We start from the raw sequence: 17753 nt of genomic DNA on the forward strand, positions 1-17753 counted from the left end.
CCACGCAGGGTCGGCTGCGCCAGGCGGGCTAATAGCGTCTGTGCCACCTCGGCCCCTTGGGTCAGGTCGATGCGCTCGAAGCGTTGCGGCGCAGCAGCCTTCCAATACAGGCGGCGCGAGCCGGGCGGCACGATTTCGACCAATGCATCGTTTTCAAAACGCAGCCCCGCTTCCTCATCGCCCAGATCGAATACGTGGAAAGCCTCGGCCACCAGGGCAGGCTCGCTGCGGCGCAGGTAGTCGGCCAACGGGTGATCGAACAGCGCGTTTTCCAGCGCGAACGTCACCACGCTATACGCACGTTTCATGTGAAACCGGGTGAATTCGCCGGGCTGCAACAAGGCTTGGAAGTCGCCATCGCGTAGCAGTAGCCCACGTTCGTTCTTGCGGATCAGGAAGCGTTGCAACATGTTTTTCTCCTTTCAGACCGGGCTGGTTTGGATTGCCACGGTCGGGTTTGCTCAAGACCGGCGGGCACCAGCCCCGGAGGGCGGCGACATGACTAGTGCGGGGGCCAGAGCCTGGTCCTGGGCTTGCCTGACACCGTCTGCGTAACTCGCTGCAGATCGGCTCGGACTCGCCCGGACCAGCCCAGCTGCCACACCGGCGGATGCCGCTGCCGTCTAGGGCCGGCGGCGGTGTTGCCACCGCACCGGGTACTACGGGTACTGCTTTCATGGTCACCGTAAAGGGGTGGTTTTCGAGCGGGAGTCGAACCCGCGACACGCTGGGGTTTAGCCAGCTGCTCTACCATTGAGCTATCGAATGGGGCGGTATCAGGGATCGAACCTGAACGAAGCTACCAAGCATCGCCGTGATCGTTTCCCTGCAAGGCGGCATACGCAGCAAGCAACCGGCAGAGCCGGGCAGTGCGCACCGGCACGGTCTACAACCGTTCGCCCGAGTCCACTGCAGTTTCGCGATCAATACCGATATTGCGAAATGCGTGCCAGCTTCTGAACAAGCCTTGTTATAAATCGCTATCCATCTGTTTTTATTGAATTAAATCTCACGCCAGATATTCAGCGCTGCTCGCCAAACCCTGCAAATATCAATACAATCAGATAGTCATTTATCCAGATGGATAACATCAGATGAAAAAGAAGGTAGCCATCGGCTTTGTCGGCACCGTGCTCGACTATGTGGGCAAGGGGCGCGATCGCTGGGAGAAGTGGCGGCCCACCGTCAGCCTGTGCCAGCAAGACGACTTGCTGATCGACCGGCTGGAGCTGCTGCACGAGAGCCACAGCCGTGGCCTGTTCGACCGGATCAAGGCCGATATCGCGGCGATTTCGCCAGAAACCGAGGTAGTCAGCGTCGAGGTCAATCTGCGCGACCCGTGGGACTTCGAGGAGGTGTACGCCACCCTGCACGACTTTGCCCATGGCTACAGCTTCGACACCGAAGCCGAGGACTATCTGATCCATATCACCACCGGCACCCATGTGGCGCAGATCTGCTGGTTTCTGCTGGCCGAGGCGCGTTACCTGCCGGCCCAGCTGATCCAGACCTCGCCACCGCGCAAAAAGGAGCTGGGCGAAGTGGTGGGCAGCTATGCGGTGATCGACCTCGATCTGTCGCGCTACGCCAAGATCGCCACCCGCTTTGCCCGCGACCAGGCCGAGACCCTGTCCTTCCTCAAGTCGGGCATTGCCACCCGTAACGCCCGTTTCAACCGGATGATCGAGCAGATCGAACGCGTGGCGGTGCGCTCCAGGGCGCCGATGCTGCTATGCGGGCCAACCGGCGCCGGCAAGTCCTTCCTGGCGCGGCGGGTATATGAAATGAAAAAGGCCCGCCACCAGCTGGCTGGCCGCTTTGTGGAAGTGAACTGCGCCACCCTGCGCGGCGACAGCGCCATGTCAGCCCTGTTCGGCCATGTGAAAGGCGCCTTCACCGGCGCCCAGGGCGAGCGCGCCGGCCTGTTGCGTAGTGCCGATGGCGGACTGCTATTCCTGGATGAGATCGGCGAATTGGGGCTCGATGAGCAGGCCATGCTGCTCAAGGCCATTGAAGAGAAACGCTTCTTTCCGTTTGGCAGCGACCGCGAAGCAGACAGCGATTTCCAGCTGATCGCCGGTACGGTGCGTGATTTGCGACAGTGGGTGGCCGAGGGCAAGTTCCGCGAGGATTTATACGCACGGATAAACCTGTGGACCTTCGATCTGCCGGGCTTGGCCGAACGCAGCGAAGATATCGAACCGAATCTCGATTTCGAATTGGCCCGCTTTGCCCGCGAACACGGCGAGCAGGTGCGCTTTCATGCCGAGGCGCGCCGTAGCTATCTGAAGTTTGCCGGCTCGACCGATGCCAAATGGCGCGGCAATTTCCGCGAGTTGTCGGCCTCCGTCACCCGCATGGCCACCCTCGCCGACAACGGCCGCATCGACGAAGCCACGGTGGCCGAAGAGCTGGACCGCCTGCGCGGCGCCTGGCGCGATCAGGGCGCCAGTGTGCTGGACAGCCTGCCACAAGGCCTGCCGGACCTCGACCTGTTCGACCGCATGCAGCTGGAAAACGTGATCGCCGTGTGCCGCCAGTCCGCTTCGCTATCGGACGCCGGCCGCCGCTTGTTTGATGTCAGCCGCCAGGAAAAGGCCAAGGCCAATGATGCAGACCGGCTGCGCAAGTATCTGGCGCGGTTTGGGTTGGATTGGCAGGCGATCAGGCCCGCATAACCCGGACACTCGATCGGCTATTTGGACAGCCTATCGCAAGGGAGCGTGATCACTTGAACTTCGCCCGAATACGCTCCGCTAAGCGACTGAGCAAAGTTGATTGCATCTTCGAGTGTGACTCCCGGATGCGATGCTGTTAATACAAACCTCGGGGCAGATCCATCGCCGACCGCAATCTCATCAACGATGTCTTTAATCTTTTCGGACTCTTTGCCGACGACACCGATATAAATGACTCCACTTGCGATAAGCCGCTCAACAACCAAGCCAATTTCCGGCCGGTATCCGTTTGCGCAGCTGAGGACCACTTTTAGTGGCGGCAAGTTGCTTTGACCAGTTACGCATTCTGCTTCGTGCGGCTCTAAAGCAATGGAGTGCCCGCGGCAAATACCATCGACCGGACTCATCCAAGACTTGTGTATCCATGGTTGCCCATATTCGTCAATTTCTTCTACGACGAAAAGCTCTCCAATCATTGACCGGACATCAGCGATTTCGTCATTTGGCAGCTCTTCTAACCATCGACCCGACAGGGACAAAAGCCGAATTCGGGAGCCAATACCCAGCTCAATCCCCTTGCAATCCTTGGGGATACGCTTGCTCATGGCGGGGACGACACTGGCCGTCTCTTGGCCAGCATTGTCAGATACCAAGGCACGCAGCGCCGCGAGTATTTCCACTAGCAAATCGTCGGGCGTAATACCAAGGTGTTCATGCCCCGACTGTTCGTGAGCCAGGAGTTCGAATAGCGCCAGAGAGGGTGGAGAGCCCAGCTTTTTCGAAATTTCGCAAATGAGCCCACAACCCAAATATGGGTCAGCGCCTGCCAGTACTTCCTTTGCGATTCGCCTTGCGTCGGCGAATGTTTCATATGGTCCGATCATGATTCAAATCGACGAAATGGGGAGTGCTGACGTAGCACGAATCGAAACAAACTCCTGAATGCTCTTGGCTGTTTGTGGGTGGTCCCACTCGACGGAATTGCTAGAGCAAAGGATCATGCCGCACCTCATCGTTCAGCAGCATCTGGATTGGCACCTAACGTCAGGCCAACTTGTCCCGAGATTTGTGGCCCAGTATTGGCCTAACTACATATTTCGCCAAACCTCCACATAGCCCCCCACCAATGCCTCCACAAACCATATAGATAGTTGAAATTACATCTGCGCCTGGCACACTTCGAACGCCAACAAGATCCACTGCAAATAGGCCGACGAAGCCACCCACCAATAAACCAAAGTTCCAGCCCAGAGTATTCTCAGGCTCATCACGATTGTACGTAAGCAACATAAAAAACGCGAAAATCGCCCCTGCTATTGCCGCTGGAATTGCTCCAATTACATATGCAAACAATAGCACACCAGGAACAACCAAAAGGAAATTGCTACCTGCCGCAGGGCCGACCGCCACGAATAATAAAACTATCGCTATAAAAGCAAACAAGTACTTACCTGCAACAGATAAATAAAACCTAGCATTCATATGGGCCCAACATTGAATTTGAAAAAATTCACCCAACAATTCAAGGAAATAACGCTCACTGAGCTGGAGGGCAATTGCACAAAACTCTGCGAAAGATTGATCCATTGCACGCCAACCAGTCGAAGACAACGCAGTGTACCAGCAGCCCTCACATCGCCCGATCGAAAATCGCCAATCGTTTATCCGGGCGCAGCCGGTAAAGCTGTGCCGGTCTATGCTTGCCCAGGCGGATGGCGTCGGGCACCGCTTCGAGAAAGTCCAGCTCGGGCAGTTTGCGGCGGAATACGCTTTTATCGAGCGGCTGGCCCAATAGTCGCTCATAGGTGTGCTGCAACTCGGTCAGGGTGAATAGCGGCGGCAGCAGATGGCAGGGCAGGGATGAATAGCTGGACTTGTCGCGCAGCCTTTGCACTGCGTAGCTCACCACCCGCTGGTGATCGAACGGCAGATCGGGCAGCGCATCCACCGGCCACAGGCTGAAGCGGTGCGCTTCATCGGCCACCAGCAGGCTTTCGTGCACCAGGGCGTAATAGCTGATGCTGACCGACCAGCCACGCGGATCGCGCACCCCGCCGCTAAAGGTGAATAGCTGCTCCAGGTAGGGCGAGATCAGGCCAGTCTTGTCGCGCAGCACCCGTGCGGCGGCCGCCTGTGCATCGCGATCCTCATCCGCATGGATATAGCCGCCGGGCAGGGCCCACTGCTGGGCATAGGGCTCGCGCTCGCGCTTGAGCAGCACGATCTGCAGCTGGTCACCCGCCAGGGTGAACAACACCACATCCACCGTCACGATAATGCTTTGTTCCATGGGGAAGCTCTCAAGAAGCCGAACCGAAAAGTAATGTTGCTGCTTGCGTACTACCTGCCGCCAACGCCTTTCACTACAGAGAACCGCTAGTGCGGGCTTCTTTGCTTGAGCGGTAGGTCGGAATTCATTCCGACAGCAGCAGGCAATTCGTGAGCACGGCCAAACATGGCCGTCGGAACAAGTTCCGACCTACGAGTATGCCGGCCAAGCTCATGGCGGCTTTCCTCTGCGTAGGCCGTGCGCTCTGTGGTGAAAGATTTGCGCTTTTGTCGCTCAAGGCTCAGAAAAAGCGGCCGGTAAAAGCCAGGGCCGGAGGGCCAAACGCCTGAGCAGCCAGCGGCAACGCAGGCAGGAGTGTCTTGGCTTCTCATCATTAGTTGCATTGTAACACTAACAAAAGCTCGACATCTTGCACCGGCAGAAAGCAATTTAGCCAGCAATTGCGGCCATATTGCTTCCTTCCGGATCTTTGGTGAAGTTACCAATTCTTGTTAGTTGCATAATGCAACTATGTTTGCCACAATGCACTCAGCACAACGCCAACGCATACCGAGGCAGACCATGAAAGCCACCACCCAGCTGCTGATCATCGACCCACAAAACGATTTCTGCGATATCGCCGGTGCCGCCCTGCCCGTGGCTGGTGCCAACGCCGATATGCAGCGGCTGGCTGGTTTGATTGCCCGTCACGGCGATCGCTTCGATGCCATCCATGTGACGCTGGACAGCCACCACCCGGTCGATATCGCGCATCCGGCCTGGTGGCGCGACACTGAAGGCCAGCCGCCCGCCCCGTTCACGCTGATCAGTGTGGCCGAGGTCGAAACCGGCCGTTGGCGCTGCGCCGATCCGGCCCGCCAGGCCAGCAGCCTGGCCTATGTGCGGCAGCTGGCCGAGCGCGGCCGCTACCAGCTGATCATCTGGCCCGAGCACTGCCTGATCGGCAGCTGGGGCCAGGCAGTGCATGGCGAGCTGGCCCAGGCGCTTGATGGCTGGGCTCGCGAACGACTGGGCTCGGTCAACTATGTCAACAAGGGCGAAAACCCCAGCACCGAGCACTATTCGGCCATCCAGGCCGAGGTACCGACCCCGGACGACCCGGCCACCAGCGCCAATCTGGCGCTACTGGCCAAGCTGGCCGAGGCCGATACCATCGTTATCGCCGGTGAAGCGCTATCGCACTGCGTAGCCAGCACCGTGCGCGACCTGGTCGAAGCACTCGGCCCCGGCAGCGCCGCCAAGCTGGTACTACTGCGCGACTGCTGCAGCCCGGTGCCGGGCTTCGAAGCGCTGGGCAAAGCCTTTCTCGATGAATTGGTGGCGCAGGGCATGCGATTGGCGACGAGCGAGGACTTTGCAAGTAACTAGGCCGAAGCTGCCCACGCCACCCAAACCTGATCACCAAGCTCTTCGCACGAGAAACACCATGCAAATCACCTCCCTCGGTGCCGGCGTCTTCACCATCCCGCACTTTCTAAGCGCCCACGAATGCGCCCACTACATCCAGCTGGGCGAGCAGATGGGTTATGAGCTATCTGAAGTCAATCTGCTCACCGGCTCGCAATTGCGCCCCGACATCCGCAATAACGCACGGGTCATTTTCGATGATCCCACTCTTGCGGCCACCCTGTTCGAGCGGGCTCGCGCCTTGCTGCCTCAGCAGTGCAGCGGCTGGGAGCTGGCCGGCTTGAACGAGCGCTGGCGCTTTTATCGCTACGCACCGGGCGAGTACTTCAAGTGGCACAAGGATGGCTGCTTCCAGCGCAGCGAGCGCGAAGAAAGCATGCTGACCCTGCTGATCTATCTGAATCACGACTTCGTCGGCGGCGAAACCCAGTTCAAATGGGAAAGCGTCAAGCCGGAAACCGGCCTCGCGCTGGTATTCCCGCATCGCATGCTGCACCAGGGCGCCGAGATTCAGTCCGGCAGCAAATATGTGCTGCGCACCGATGTGATGTATCGCCTCGCCGATGGCTAGGCCCTGCAAGACGCAATCCCCCCCAATCAGCAGCCCCACGCTTGAGGCCACCATGACTCGCCTGATCGACCCCATCATCCGCTCGCTGCTCGACACCGATCTGTACAAGTTCACCATGATGCAGACCATCCTGCATCACCAGCCGCAGGCCCAGGCCGAGTATGCGTTCAAGTGTCGCAACCGGCCGGAGGCGCCGCTGGCTCGGCTCAAGGACGAGATCGACGCCCAGCTCGACCATCTGTGCACGCTGCGTTTCGCCGACGATGAGCTGGCCTTTCTTGGCGCGCTGCGCTTTATCAAAGCCGATTTCATCGACTTTCTGCGGCTGTTCCAGCTGCAGCGCCGCTTTATCGAGGTGAGCATTCCACATGAAGCGCCAGAGACGCTGAGCATTCGCATCAAGGGTCCGATGCTGCACTGCATGTTGTTCGAGATCTATGTGCTGGCCATCGTCAACGAGGCGTATTTCCGCCAGTTCCCGTGGGAGCCGGCCTGGGCCGAGGGCGAAACGCGGCTGGCGGCCAAGGTGGCCAAGCTCAAGGCGCTGGCCGGTGAGCGGCAGTGCCGCACCCCTTTTGTTTTTTTCGACTTCGGCACCCGCCGCCGTTTTTCGCGCGAATGGCACGAGAAGGTCGTGGCCACCCTGCACCGCGAGGCGCCGCATGTACTGCGCGGCACCAGCAATGTGCTGCTGGCCAAGCAGCTCGGCCTGACGCCGATCGGCACCATGGCGCACGAATATCTGCAAGCCTTCCAGGCCTTTGGCTCGCGCCTGCGCGACTTCCAGAAAAACGCGCTGGAGACCTGGGTGCAGGAATACCGCGGCGACCTTGGCATTGCCCTCACCGACGTGGTGGGCATGGATGCCTTCCTGCGCGACTTCGATCTGTACTTTTGCAAGCTGTTCGACGGCCTGCGCCACGACTCGGGCGACCCGTTTGCCTGGGGCGAGAAGGCGCTGGTGCACTACAACAGCCTGCGCATCGACCCCAGCAACAAAACCCTGGTATTCAGCGACGGCCTGGACTTCGACAGCGCCTTTGCCCTGTACCGCCGCTTTGGCGACCGCATTCGCACCGGCTTCGGCATAGGCACCAATCTATCAAACGACTGCGGCATGGAACCACTGCAAATCGTGATGAAGCTGGTGCGCTGCAATGACCAGGCGGTGGCCAAGATCAGCGATAGCAGCGGCAAGGGGATGTGCGAGGACCCGGGCTTCCTTTCCTATTTGGGGCAAGTTTTCCAGATCAGCAGTTAACGACAAGAGAACAATAATATGAACCCAAAACTGATGATCGACGCGCCCGAGCTATTTCACATCCGTGCGTCCTACACCGACGACACGATACGGGTCTATCAGGCCTATTCAGACTTGATCGGCAAGTCGGCGCTTGCCGCCAACCGGTTTGTTTCGCCACCATTCAAGATGGATCGCATGACCTGGATAAAGCCATCTTTCCTGTGGATGATGTATCGCGCCGGCTGGGGCTTAAAAGATAGCGGCCAGAACGTCATCCTGGCTATCGACATCAAGCGCGAAGGATTTGAGTGGGCACTGGCCCATGCCTGCCTCAGCCGCGCTGACGATGGTATGCCGCACGAAACTTGGCAAAGGCTAAAAGATAGTGCGCCAGTACGCATTCAATGGGACCCGGAACGCGATCTCTTGTTACGCCCGCAAGCCAGTCGTTCGATCCAGATCGGTCTGAGCAAAGATGCCGTCGCGCGCTATGTGAATGACTGGATAGTTGGTATCAGCGATATCACCCCGCTCGCACAGCAGATTCACGGCCTGATTGAAGCGAATGATCTGCCCGGCGCCAAGGCTTTGCTGCCACTGGAGCGCGTATATCAGCCGCAAACCAGCATCGGCATGGCGCTCGCCGCCACAGCTTGAAGGAAACAAACATGAAAATCGCCCTCGCCCAGCTCAACTACAAGCTTTGCGACTTCGCCGGCAATGTCGCGCTGATGGAGGCGGCGCTGGCTCAGGCGGCGGGTGCCGATTTGCTGGTGTTCAGCGAGCTGTGCCTGTCCGGCTACTACCCGCAGGATATGGTGGAAGAGCCGGACTTTCTGGCGCGGCAGCAGGGGGCGCTGGAGCAGATGCTGGCACTGTCGCGCCATAGCGATATGGCGCTGGTGATCGGGGCGGTGACGCGCAATGAAGGGGTGGGCAAACCCTTGCACAACAGCCTGCTGCTGATCCGCCGAGGCGAAGTGCTGCTGCGCTATCACAAGCAGCTGCTGCCCACTTACAACATTTTCGACGAGCGCCGCCATTTCGAGCCGGGGCCCGCGCAGCCGGCAGTGTTCGAGCTAGCTGGCCAGCGCCTTGGCTTTCTGATCTGCGAAGACGCCTGGAATAGCCAGGGGCAGGACTATGCGCTCGACCCGGTGCAGGCGCTGGCCGAGGCCGGGGTGGACTTGATCGTCAGCATCAACGCCAGCCCCAGCAATGTCGGCAAGGCAGTGCAGCGCCATGCGCTATTCAGCGGCGTGGCACGCCAGTGCGGCCTGCCGATGGTGTATGTGAACCAGGTCGGCGCCAATGATCAGATTGTGTTTGATGGCGGCTCCTTCGCTGTCGACCCTCGGCACGGCGTGGTGGCAGCCCTGCCCCTGTTCGAGCCAGCCGTCGCGCAGCTGGTATTCGATGGGGGTTTCAGTCAAAACGGCCAAGCGCTAACCGAAGCGGTGCAGCTCGATCTGGCCGACAGCGAGTTTTACTACCGGCAGATTGTGCTGGGCCTGCGCGACTATGCAGCGAAGATCGGCTTCACACAGGTGGTGATCGGCAGCTCGGGCGGCATCGACAGCGCGCTGACCCTGGCGCTGGCGGCCGATGCCCTGGGCGCTGACAATGTGGTCGGCATTACCATGCCTTCGCAATACTCCAGCACCGGCAGCGTGGGCGACTCGGTCACGCTGTGCCGCAATCTGGGCGTGCGCCTGCTGGAGCACCCGATAGCCGAGCTGGTGGCGATCTACCGCCAAGGTTTCACGGGAAACTTTGCCACCAGCCCTTCGCGCCTGACGGTGGAAAACCTGCAAGCGCGCATCCGCGGCACCATCCTGATGGAATACTCCAACCACTTTGGCCATCTGCTGCTGACTACCGGCAACAAATCGGAAATTTCGGTCGGCTATTGCACCCTGTATGGCGACACCAATGGCGGCCTCAATATCATTGGCGACTTGTACAAGACCGAGGTGTTTGCGCTGGCGCGCCACTATAACCAGCGCCATGGCCGCGAGCTGATTCCGCAGGCCATTATCGACAAGGAACCGTCGGCTGAATTATCGGAAGGACAAAAAGACAGCGACTCGCTGCCGCCCTACCCGGTGCTGGACGAGATCCTCAAGCTGCATATCGAGGGCCGGCGCCTGCGCGATGCCGAGTACGCCGCCGCACAAGATTTTGTCCACGCCATGCAGCTGCGCGGCGAGCAAGCCACCATCGACCGGGTGCTAAGCCTGATCGCCAAATCCGAATTCAAACGCCGCCAGGCCCCACCGATCATCCGCCTGCGCAACCGCGCCTTTGGCAATGGCCGGCAGATGCCGATAGCGGCGCAATATTGAGGACAGCCATGCTACGCGCCATCCAGGCCGATATCACCACCCTGCAGGTGGATGCCATCGTCAATGCCGCCAATTCCTCGCTGTTAGGCGGCGGTGGCGTCGATGGTGCCATTCATCGGGCGGCCGGGCCGGATCTGCTGCACGCCTGCCGCCTGCTCGGTGGCTGCCGCACCGGTGAGGCCAAGCTGAGCGCCGGCTTCGCGCTGCCGGCGCGCTTTATCATCCACACCGTCGGCCCGGTATGGCGCGGTGGCGAATACGGCGAGGCCGCCTTGCTGGCCAGCTGCTATCGCCAGTCCGTGCGGCTGGCCGATCAGCAAGGCTGCCGCAGCCTGGCGTTTCCGTGCATCAGCACCGGCGTGTATGGCTATCCGGCCGGCGCCGCCGCCGCGATTGCTGTTGCAAGCGTCCGCGCCGCCCTGCCCGATTGCACAGCGATTCAGGACGTGGTGTTCTGCTGCTTTTCCGAAGCCGATTTGGCCCTTTATCTAGCCTTGCTGGCCCCCTGAAAGCTCATCATGCAATTTGACACCCTGGTGTATATCGGCCGCTTCCAGCCCTTTCATCTCGGCCATGCCGCCATGCTGGAGCTGGCGTTGGCGCAGGCGCAGCAGGTGGTGTTGGTGCTGGGCTCGGCCCACAGTGCACGCACCACGCGCAATCCGTTTTCGGTAGATGAGCGCCAACAGATGATCATCGACGCGCTGCCGGCCGAGGCAGCAGCACGCCTACGCTTCGTGCCGATGCGCGACTACTACAACGGCGCCCGCTGGGCCGCAGCGGTGCGCCGCGCGGTGGCCGCCCTGCCGGGTCTGGGCCGAGTCGGTCTGTTCGGCCATTTCAAGGATGCCTCGTCGGGCTATCTGCGCGATTTTCCCGACTGGCCCTTGCTGGCGGTAGAAAACCAGGGCGGCATCAATGCAGCCGATCTGCGCGCCCCTTGGTTTGCCAGCGGAGGCGATACCGAGGCATTGGCACAAGCGCTGCCTGCCAGCGTGCGCCAGTTTCTGGCCAACTTTGCCAGCACCGCCCACTTTGCCCGCCTGCAGGCCGAATACGCCTTCTTGCAGCAATACCGGCAGGACTGGCAGGCAGCGCCCTATCCGCCGGTATTCGTCACCGTCGATGCAGTAGTGTGCTGCCAGGGCCATGTATTGCTGGTGCAGCGCGGCGGCCAGCCCGGCGTGGGCTGCTGGGCCCTGCCCGGTGGCTTTCTCGACCAGCGCGAGCGGGTGGCCGACGCTTCCCTACGCGAGCTGATGGAAGAAACCTGCCTGGCGGTCGATCGCGACACCCTGATGCGCGGCTACCAGGGCCAGCAGCTATTCGACCACCCCGACCGCAGCGCCCGCGGCCGCACCCTGACCCATGCCTTCCACTACCAGCTCGACTGCACCAGCCTGCCAGCCATCCGCGCCGCCGACGATGCACAGGCGGCGAAGTGGCTGCCGATCAGCGACTTGCAGGCGCTGGAAGCGCTCATGCATGATGACCACTTCATCATCCTTGATCATTTTCTGCATTTACTGGCGGACTAACAGTCAACGGCGGCAGCCTATTTCCAACGCTTTTTCTTTACAAAGATAAAAATTGAAGCAATACAATTTACTCGGTTGATTTTATTGGACTTTTTACACAGGAGTGAACCATGTCGCGCCTTGTTACCGGTTTGTTGAGCTGCAGCATTCTCCTGAGCGCCCTGCCTGGCTGGGCGGAACCGCATTCAACCGCTTCGGAAGCGTCGGCTTTTGGCTCGGCCTTGGTAGTGGCCGGTAGTGCCGTGGTCCTGGCTAGCGGTGCCGAACTATTGGTGAAGTCGGTCGAACACAGTGGTCAAGCGTCCTTGGTGGTGTTGGAATCTGCGGCCAGCGGGATGTCAGTGACGCTGGAGCTCAGCGGCAAGATGGCTGAGGGACTGGCCTTGGCCAGTGGTGCTACGGTGCAAGTGGTGTCAGAAGCAAGCGGCCACTTGCTTGTTTCCGCCGGCAAGGTGCTGGCCTTTGTGCCCAATGAGTTGGGCAAAGGTTTGCTCCATCATTCGAAAGCGCGCTCATGAAGGCGCTCTGGCTAGCCGCTTTGCTTGGGCTGGCGCTACCTACACAAGCCGGCCGAAATTGCGATGAAAAGCCGCTTAGCGTGCAGGCGGCCAGCAAGGCGATGCAACTGGCAGTGCAATTGCGTGAGCGTTTGCAGCAGCGCAATGCAGAGGTAGCGATCATTGGCCGGATTGGTCGCGATATGAGCGAGTACGGTCTGCGCTATAGCCACGCAGGCTTTGTCTGGCGCAATCATCCCAAAGGGCCGTGGCTGACTCGCCATCTGCTGAATACTTGTGGCACGGCGCAAGCAGAGTTGTATGACGAAGGACTGGCCAATTTCTTCATGGATTCGCCGCTACATTACGAAGTATTGATCCTGCAGCCCAAGCCCGAGCTGCAAGGCAAGCTGATGCAGGCTTTGCGCCAGCCTTATCGCATGTTTGAGCCTCATTACAACCTGGTGGCCTACCCGTTTTCCACTCGCTACCAGAATTCCAATCAGTGGGTACTGGAAACCCTGGCTTTTGCCCAGGCCGGTGAAAGCTGGAACGCACCTACACGGGCGGCGGCGCAAAGCTGGTTGCAGTCACAGGGCTATCAGCCTTCTACACTGAGCATTTCCGCCCTCGCCCGGCTGGGCGGCCGCCTCACCCAGGCCAATGTCGCGTTTGATGACCACCCTTTTGGCCGCCGCATAAGCCGGCAGATTGATGTGGTGACGGTGGAGTCGATCGAGCGCTTTCTTACCCAGCACGACTGGCTAGAGCGGCGGGAAATTGTGCGGATTCTGTAGGCGTATATCCCGCGCTCTTATGACCGACCAACTGAATAGGGCGTATCCCAGAAGAGAAGCCGCGCGGAATCAGGGCATTGGCCCTATGCTGCGAACCGGCTATTTGGCACTTCATGCCCATGGAACACCTCGCGCTTCTAACTCAACCGCTATTCTCTGTAGCCACCATGCCGGTATCGGCAGGCGATCTGGCCGGTTTTATCTCTGGCCTTATCTGCGTCTGGCTTACCACGCGCGGCAATATCTGGAATTTTCCGGTTGGCATCCTCAATAGCGCCATCCTTGGCCTGGTATTTCTGCAGCAGCGCTTGTTTGCCGATGCATCGCTGCAAATCGTCTTTATCGTGCTGAGCGCTCTGGGTTGGTGGAAATGGCTGCGGCAGGGCATCGGCCAAGAATCGTCGCCGGTGTTTGAAACCAGCCCACGCGAGCAGCTGCTACTGGGCGCGATCACCGTGATCGTGACGCTGGCGCTATGGCGTGTGCTGGTGTTGCTGAAAGGCGCCTGCCCACCGGTCGATGCACTGATCACCGCACTGAGCCTTGCGGCGCAATGGCAGCTCAACAAGCGCCAGGTTTCCAGCTGGCTGTGGTGGATAGTGGTCGATCTGATATCGATTCCGCTCTATATCAGCCGCGACCTGCCGCTGATTGCCGCGCTCTATGCGGTGTTCCTGCTGCTTTGCCTGCAGGGCTGGCGTCGTTGGTGCTCGCTTGCGCCGGCCACAATGAGGCAAGCCGCCATATGAACCGGGTGATTTATCAACATGGGCTGGTGATCGGCAAGTTCTATCCGCCACACCGTGGCCACGAATACCTGATACGGACCGCCGCGCGCCATGCGGCCTGTGTCACCGTGGCGGTGCTTGGGTCCAGCGTCGAATCCTTGCCCATGCCTTTGCGGGTGCAGTGGTTGCGCGAAACCGTGCAAGACCTGCCCAATGTTCGCATTGTCGCCGAGCTGGACGACGTAGCGGTCGATTACCACAACCCGGCGATTTGGGACGCCCACATTGCCATCATGCGCCAAGCGCTAGCCCAGGCAGACCGGCAATACGGTGCGGCGCGGCCAGTCGATGCGGTATTCACCTCGGAGCCCTATGGCGACGAGTTGGCACGCCGCTTTGCTGCCTCCCATATCTGCCTGGACCAGCCGCGGGTGCTGCATCCGGTATCGGGCACGGCAGTCAGGGGCTCACCCATCGCGCGCTGGCTGCATCTGCCGGAGCCGGTACGCGCCGGTCTGGCACTACGCGTGGTGGTGGTCGGCGCCGAGTCCACCGGCACCACCACGCTATCACGCGATCTGGCACAGGCCTTGCAGGCGCGCGGTGGCATCTGGAGCCGCACCGAATGGGTGGGCGAATTTGGCCGCGAGTACAGCGCCAATTTGCTGGCGGTGGCGCGGGCCAGCAATCCGCATTGCCGGCCAGAGCAGCTGGACTGGCATAGCGAGGACTTTGTCGCCATTGCCCTCGAACAGTGCCGGCGCGAGCAACAGGCGGCACGCAGCGGCGGGCCGGTACTGGTGTGCGACACCGACGCCCTGGCGACGCATATCTGGCACGAGCGCTATATGGCACAAGCGAATGCAGCGGTCGCCCGAATCGCCGCCGCAATGCCGCCGCGCGCGCTGTATCTGCTGACCAGCCATGCGGGCGTGCCATTTGAAGACGATGGCCTGCGCGATGGCGAGCATCTGCGCCCCTGGATGACCGCCCGCTTTCGCGAGGTACTGGCGGCACAGACCGTACCCTGGCTGGAACTGGAGGGCGACCGCCCAGCGCGTTGCCACAAAGCGTTGGCTGCCATCGACAGCTTGCTGGCCCAGGCCTGGCAATTTGCTCTACCGCTTGAAGCACGCCAGCAAGGTAATTGAATCGACCCCGAGAATTTGCCGGATTACGGACTACGCCAGCCTGACACGCACTAACAAAAAAGCCCGGTCATCAAAGATGGCCGGGCTTTTTGCTGACGCTGCGATCAATCAATACTTCGGCGTAAAGCCCATATTGCGCCAGGCAAAGGAATAGATATCGGCCGCTTCTTCCAGATTCTTGGTCAGATTGCTGGCACCGTGGCCGGAATTGGTGGCAATGCGGATCAAATAGGGCGAGGTCGGCGCGGCTTTTTCCTGCAAGGTGGCGATGTACTTGAAGGAGTGCGCCGGCACCACGCGGTCGTCGTGGTCCGAGGTGGTCACCAGGGTAGCCGGATAGCTCACGCCGGCCTTGATGGTATGCAGCGGCGAGTAGCCGAGCAGGTATTTGAACTCGGCTTCGTTATCGCTTGAGCCATAGTCCGCCACCCAGCCGGTGCCGGCCGAGAATTTCTGAAAGCGCAGCATATCCATCACCCCCACCTGCGGGATGGCGACCCGGAACAGATCGGGGCGTTGGTTGATCACTGCGCCAACCAGCAGGCCGCCATTGCTGCCGCCTTGCAAGGCCAGATGGCTGGCGCTGGTGTAGCCCTGCTTGATCAGCGTTTCGGCTGCGGCAATGCAGTCATCGAACACATTCTGCTTGTTGAGCTTGGTGCCGGCCTGGTGCCAGGTTTCACCATACTCGCCACCGCCGCGCAGATTCACCATCGCATACACGCCGCCCTGCTCCAGCCAGGCCACCCGCGTCGCGCTGAAGGTCGGGTTCAGGGTGACATTGAAGCCGCCATAGCCATACAGGATGGTCGGGTTCTTGCCATCGAGCTTCAGACCCTTCTTGTGCACGATAAACATCGGCACCCGCGTACCGTCGCGGCTCTGGAAGAACAGCTGGTGGCTCTCGTAGTCGTCTGACTTGAAGCCGGGAATCTCCGGTGCGCGGAACAGGCTGGCCTTCTTGCTGGCCAGCTCGTACTTGAAGATGGTTGCCGGGTAATTCTGCGAGCTGAAGGTGTAATAGGTGCGCTTGTCCGACTTCAGGCCACCCAAGCCGCCCACGCTGCCGGGCCCCGGCAGGGCGATCTCGTGTTCGCGCTTGCCTTGGCGGTTGTAGACATAGGCGTGAGCCGTGACATCCTTCAAATACACGGCAAACAGCTTGTCGCCGGCAGTATTGAGGTATTCCAGCAATTCCGGCTGTTCAGGGATCAGGGTGGTCCACTCGCTCTCGGCCGGGTGGCGCGGGTCGTACACCATCACCTTCTTGTTCGGCGCCTTGCGGTTGGTCTCGATAAACAGCTTGTCGCCCTCGTTGTCGATCACGCTGAAGCTGTCTTCGCTGAATTCAGCAATGATCGGGCGGAACGCCTTTTCGCCCTTGCGTTCGTCGCGCACTGCCAGGGTATTGCCGCGCTTGTTCGGATCTTGCTCGGTGAGGATGGCGAAACGCTCGTCTTCCGTAACGCTGACGCTCACATAGAAGGTCGGGTTCTTCGGGTCTTCATGCACCAGGACATCGGCGCTCTGCGGCGTGCCGATCTTGTGGTAGTAAACCTTCTGGTGCTCGTTGCGGGCGGTCAGCACCTTGTCCTTGGGCGGCTCGGGAAAGCGGCTGTAGTAAAAGCCATCGCCACGCCACGATGCATCGGAATACTTGGCCCAGCGGATCACCTCGGGCAGGGTCTTGCGGGTGCGCAAGTCCATCACATAGATATCGTGCCAGTCCGAGCCCGGAATGGCGGTGCGGCCATAGGCGGCGTAGCGGCCATCCTTGCTGATGGCAAACGAGGTCAGCTTGACCGTGCCGTCAGCCGAGAAGGTATTCGGGTCAAGCAAGATTTCCGGTTTGCCCTGTTCGCCCTTTTGCACATACAGCACCGACTGGTTCTGCAGGCCGTCGTTCTTGTAGAAATAGATGTAGCCGTTCTTCTGGAATGGCGCGCTGTACTTGGCGTAGTTGGCAATGGTCTTGATACGGTTCAGTACCGCCGGCCGAAACGGAATCTGTTCCAGCTGGCCGAAGGTCAGCTTGTTCTGTTCCACCACCCAGGCCTTGGTATCGGCGGCATTATCGTCTTCCAGCCAGCGATAGGGGTCGGCCACGCTGGTGCCGAAATAGTTGTCGACCTGGTCAACCTTGCGGGTGGTCGGATAGCTCAGTGCCTCTGCAGCGCACAGCAGGCTGCTACCAGCCAGCAGTGCAGCCAGCACGGTGATTGCTTGTCGTTTCATGGAACAGAATTCTCCTTGGTGATGGCTCGGGGTATCGGCCCGCCCGGCAACCATGGCGAGGCGAATCCTGAGCAACAGGCAGGCGGGTTCGGCCCGCAAAGGCGGCACGCTAGCATGCTGCGCTTTTATGCAGCAAGCACCGCACCTGATGCGCCGCAGCAGCGCATCGCGCTGCAGATGACTACGCACAGACACGGGCAGGGCAAGCCGGCAGCCCGACTATCGCCGCCAGCGCGATAGCCGTAGTACAGTACGCCCGCACATCAAGGCAGG

The 17753-nt window shown here is 60.2% G+C and carries 16 protein-coding genes, 1 tRNA gene and 1 pseudogene; 12 read left to right on the forward strand and 6 right to left on the reverse strand.

The window, feature by feature from the left end; genetic code table 11:
• A pseudogene (locus tag ACE3OH_RS00815) lies at positions 1-410 on the reverse strand (slipin family protein); the annotation flags it as partial.
• Positions 411-694: 284 nt separating this feature from the next.
• Positions 695-768, reverse strand: a tRNA-Phe gene (locus ACE3OH_RS00820).
• A gap of 326 nt (positions 769-1094) precedes the next feature.
• Between ACE3OH_RS00820 and rtcR the strand changes: the two genes are divergently transcribed.
• On the forward strand, positions 1095-2678 hold the full coding sequence (gene rtcR, locus ACE3OH_RS00825) for an RNA repair transcriptional activator RtcR (RefSeq protein WP_374347232.1): 1584 nt from the start codon (positions 1095-1097) through the stop codon (positions 2676-2678).
• A 17-nt stretch (positions 2679-2695) separates the two neighbouring features.
• On the opposite strand, the gene ACE3OH_RS00830 is transcribed toward rtcR, so the two are convergent.
• The 3 genes from ACE3OH_RS00830 to ACE3OH_RS00840 all read right to left on the reverse strand — a co-directional run bounded on the left by ACE3OH_RS00830 (position 2696) and on the right by ACE3OH_RS00840 (position 4968).
• Positions 2696-3562, reverse strand: a complete 867-nt coding sequence (locus ACE3OH_RS00830) for a hypothetical protein (protein ID WP_374347234.1) — start codon at positions 3560-3562, stop codon at positions 2696-2698.
• Positions 3563-3722: 160 nt separating this feature from the next.
• The gene (locus ACE3OH_RS00835; RefSeq protein ID WP_374347237.1) at positions 3723-4265 is read right to left on the reverse strand and encodes a hypothetical protein; all 543 of its coding nucleotides are present in this window, start codon (positions 4263-4265) and stop codon (positions 3723-3725) included.
• Between the two features lie 43 nt (positions 4266-4308).
• Positions 4309-4968: an NUDIX domain-containing protein gene (locus ACE3OH_RS00840; protein WP_374347240.1), complete on the reverse strand. Its 660-nt coding sequence runs from the start codon at positions 4966-4968 to the stop codon at positions 4309-4311.
• 561 nt (positions 4969-5529) lie between these two features.
• On the opposite strand from ACE3OH_RS00840, the gene ACE3OH_RS00845 reads away from it, so the two are divergent.
• The 11 genes from ACE3OH_RS00845 (at position 5530) to ACE3OH_RS00895 (ending at position 15245) form a co-directional block, all read left to right on the forward strand.
• Positions 5530-6336: a hypothetical protein gene (locus tag ACE3OH_RS00845; RefSeq protein WP_374347243.1), complete on the forward strand. Its 807-nt coding sequence runs from the start codon at positions 5530-5532 to the stop codon at positions 6334-6336.
• Positions 6337-6394: 58 nt separating this feature from the next.
• Entirely contained in the window at positions 6395-6946 is a 552-nt protein-coding gene (locus tag ACE3OH_RS00850; RefSeq protein WP_374347245.1) for a 2OG-Fe(II) oxygenase, read from the forward strand.
• A 64-nt stretch (positions 6947-7010) separates the two neighbouring features.
• A complete protein-coding gene (gene pncB / locus ACE3OH_RS00855) occupies positions 7011-8207 on the forward strand; it encodes a nicotinate phosphoribosyltransferase (RefSeq protein ID WP_374347304.1) in 1197 nt (398 codons plus the stop codon).
• A gap of 18 nt (positions 8208-8225) precedes the next feature.
• Complete coding sequence (locus tag ACE3OH_RS00860) at positions 8226-8846, forward strand: DUF4291 domain-containing protein (protein WP_374347247.1); 621 nt, start codon at positions 8226-8228, stop codon at positions 8844-8846.
• 11 nt (positions 8847-8857) lie between these two features.
• Positions 8858-10534: an NAD+ synthase gene (locus ACE3OH_RS00865; protein ID WP_374347249.1), complete on the forward strand. Its 1677-nt coding sequence runs from the start codon at positions 8858-8860 to the stop codon at positions 10532-10534.
• 8 nt (positions 10535-10542) lie between these two features.
• A complete protein-coding gene (locus tag ACE3OH_RS00870) occupies positions 10543-11043 on the forward strand; it encodes an O-acetyl-ADP-ribose deacetylase (protein ID WP_374347250.1) in 501 nt (166 codons plus the stop codon).
• 9 nt (positions 11044-11052) lie between these two features.
• Positions 11053-12072, forward strand: coding sequence for a bifunctional nicotinamide-nucleotide adenylyltransferase/Nudix hydroxylase (locus ACE3OH_RS00875; RefSeq protein ID WP_374347252.1), 1020 nt, complete (start codon positions 11053-11055; stop codon positions 12070-12072).
• 110 nt (positions 12073-12182) lie between these two features.
• Positions 12183-12590 carry a hypothetical protein gene (locus ACE3OH_RS00880; RefSeq protein ID WP_374347254.1) on the forward strand — a complete coding sequence of 136 codons (408 nt, stop codon included), beginning with the start codon at positions 12183-12185 and terminating at the stop codon, positions 12588-12590.
• Complete coding sequence (locus ACE3OH_RS00885; RefSeq protein WP_374347256.1) at positions 12587-13366, forward strand: DUF2145 domain-containing protein; 780 nt, start codon at positions 12587-12589, stop codon at positions 13364-13366. Before ACE3OH_RS00880 ends, ACE3OH_RS00885 begins: the two co-directional genes overlap by 4 nt.
• A gap of 167 nt (positions 13367-13533) precedes the next feature.
• Positions 13534-14115 (forward strand): nicotinamide riboside transporter PnuC, encoded by a 582-nt coding sequence (gene pnuC / locus ACE3OH_RS00890; protein WP_374347258.1) that lies wholly within the window; start codon positions 13534-13536, stop codon positions 14113-14115.
• Positions 14112-15245: an AAA family ATPase gene (locus ACE3OH_RS00895; RefSeq protein ID WP_374347260.1), complete on the forward strand. Its 1134-nt coding sequence runs from the start codon at positions 14112-14114 to the stop codon at positions 15243-15245. Before pnuC ends, ACE3OH_RS00895 begins: the two co-directional genes overlap by 4 nt.
• A 108-nt stretch (positions 15246-15353) precedes the next feature.
• On the opposite strand, the gene ACE3OH_RS00900 is transcribed toward ACE3OH_RS00895, so the two are convergent.
• A complete protein-coding gene (locus ACE3OH_RS00900; RefSeq protein WP_374347262.1) occupies positions 15354-17480 on the reverse strand; it encodes a prolyl oligopeptidase family protein in 2127 nt (708 codons plus the stop codon).
• Positions 17481-17753: the final 273 nt, after the last annotated feature.

The organism is Chitinimonas sp. (genome assembly GCF_041904975.1).
Lineage (GTDB): Bacteria > Pseudomonadota > Gammaproteobacteria > Burkholderiales > Chitinimonadaceae > Chitinimonas.

What these genes read in the sequence shown, in the direction of transcription:
- ACE3OH_RS00845 (WP_374347243.1), top strand. Translation starts at nt 5,530, where the DNA reads ATGAAAGCCACCACCCAGCTGCTGATCATCGACCCACAAAACGATTTC.
- ACE3OH_RS00865 (WP_374347249.1), top strand. Translation starts at nt 8,858, where the DNA reads ATGAAAATCGCCCTCGCCCAGCTCAACTACAAGCTTTGCGACTTCGCC.
- ACE3OH_RS00860 (WP_374347247.1), top strand. Translation starts at nt 8,226, where the DNA reads ATGAACCCAAAACTGATGATCGACGCGCCCGAGCTATTTCACATCCGT.
- ACE3OH_RS00830 (WP_374347234.1), bottom strand. Translation starts at nt 3,562, where the DNA reads ATGATCGGACCATATGAAACATTCGCCGACGCAAGGCGAATCGCAAAG.
- ACE3OH_RS00835 (WP_374347237.1), bottom strand. Translation starts at nt 4,265, where the DNA reads ATGGATCAATCTTTCGCAGAGTTTTGTGCAATTGCCCTCCAGCTCAGT.
- ACE3OH_RS00875 (WP_374347252.1), top strand. Translation starts at nt 11,053, where the DNA reads ATGCAATTTGACACCCTGGTGTATATCGGCCGCTTCCAGCCCTTTCAT.
- ACE3OH_RS00885 (WP_374347256.1), top strand. Translation starts at nt 12,587, where the DNA reads ATGAAGGCGCTCTGGCTAGCCGCTTTGCTTGGGCTGGCGCTACCTACA.
- pnuC (WP_374347258.1), top strand. Translation starts at nt 13,534, where the DNA reads ATGCCGGTATCGGCAGGCGATCTGGCCGGTTTTATCTCTGGCCTTATC.
- ACE3OH_RS00900 (WP_374347262.1), bottom strand. Translation starts at nt 17,480, where the DNA reads ATGAAACGACAAGCAATCACCGTGCTGGCTGCACTGCTGGCTGGTAGC.
- ACE3OH_RS00840 (WP_374347240.1), bottom strand. Translation starts at nt 4,968, where the DNA reads ATGGAACAAAGCATTATCGTGACGGTGGATGTGGTGTTGTTCACCCTG.
- ACE3OH_RS00895 (WP_374347260.1), top strand. Translation starts at nt 14,112, where the DNA reads ATGAACCGGGTGATTTATCAACATGGGCTGGTGATCGGCAAGTTCTAT.
- ACE3OH_RS00870 (WP_374347250.1), top strand. Translation starts at nt 10,543, where the DNA reads ATGCTACGCGCCATCCAGGCCGATATCACCACCCTGCAGGTGGATGCC.
- ACE3OH_RS00880 (WP_374347254.1), top strand. Translation starts at nt 12,183, where the DNA reads ATGTCGCGCCTTGTTACCGGTTTGTTGAGCTGCAGCATTCTCCTGAGC.
- rtcR (WP_374347232.1), top strand. Translation starts at nt 1,095, where the DNA reads ATGAAAAAGAAGGTAGCCATCGGCTTTGTCGGCACCGTGCTCGACTAT.
- ACE3OH_RS00850 (WP_374347245.1), top strand. Translation starts at nt 6,395, where the DNA reads ATGCAAATCACCTCCCTCGGTGCCGGCGTCTTCACCATCCCGCACTTT.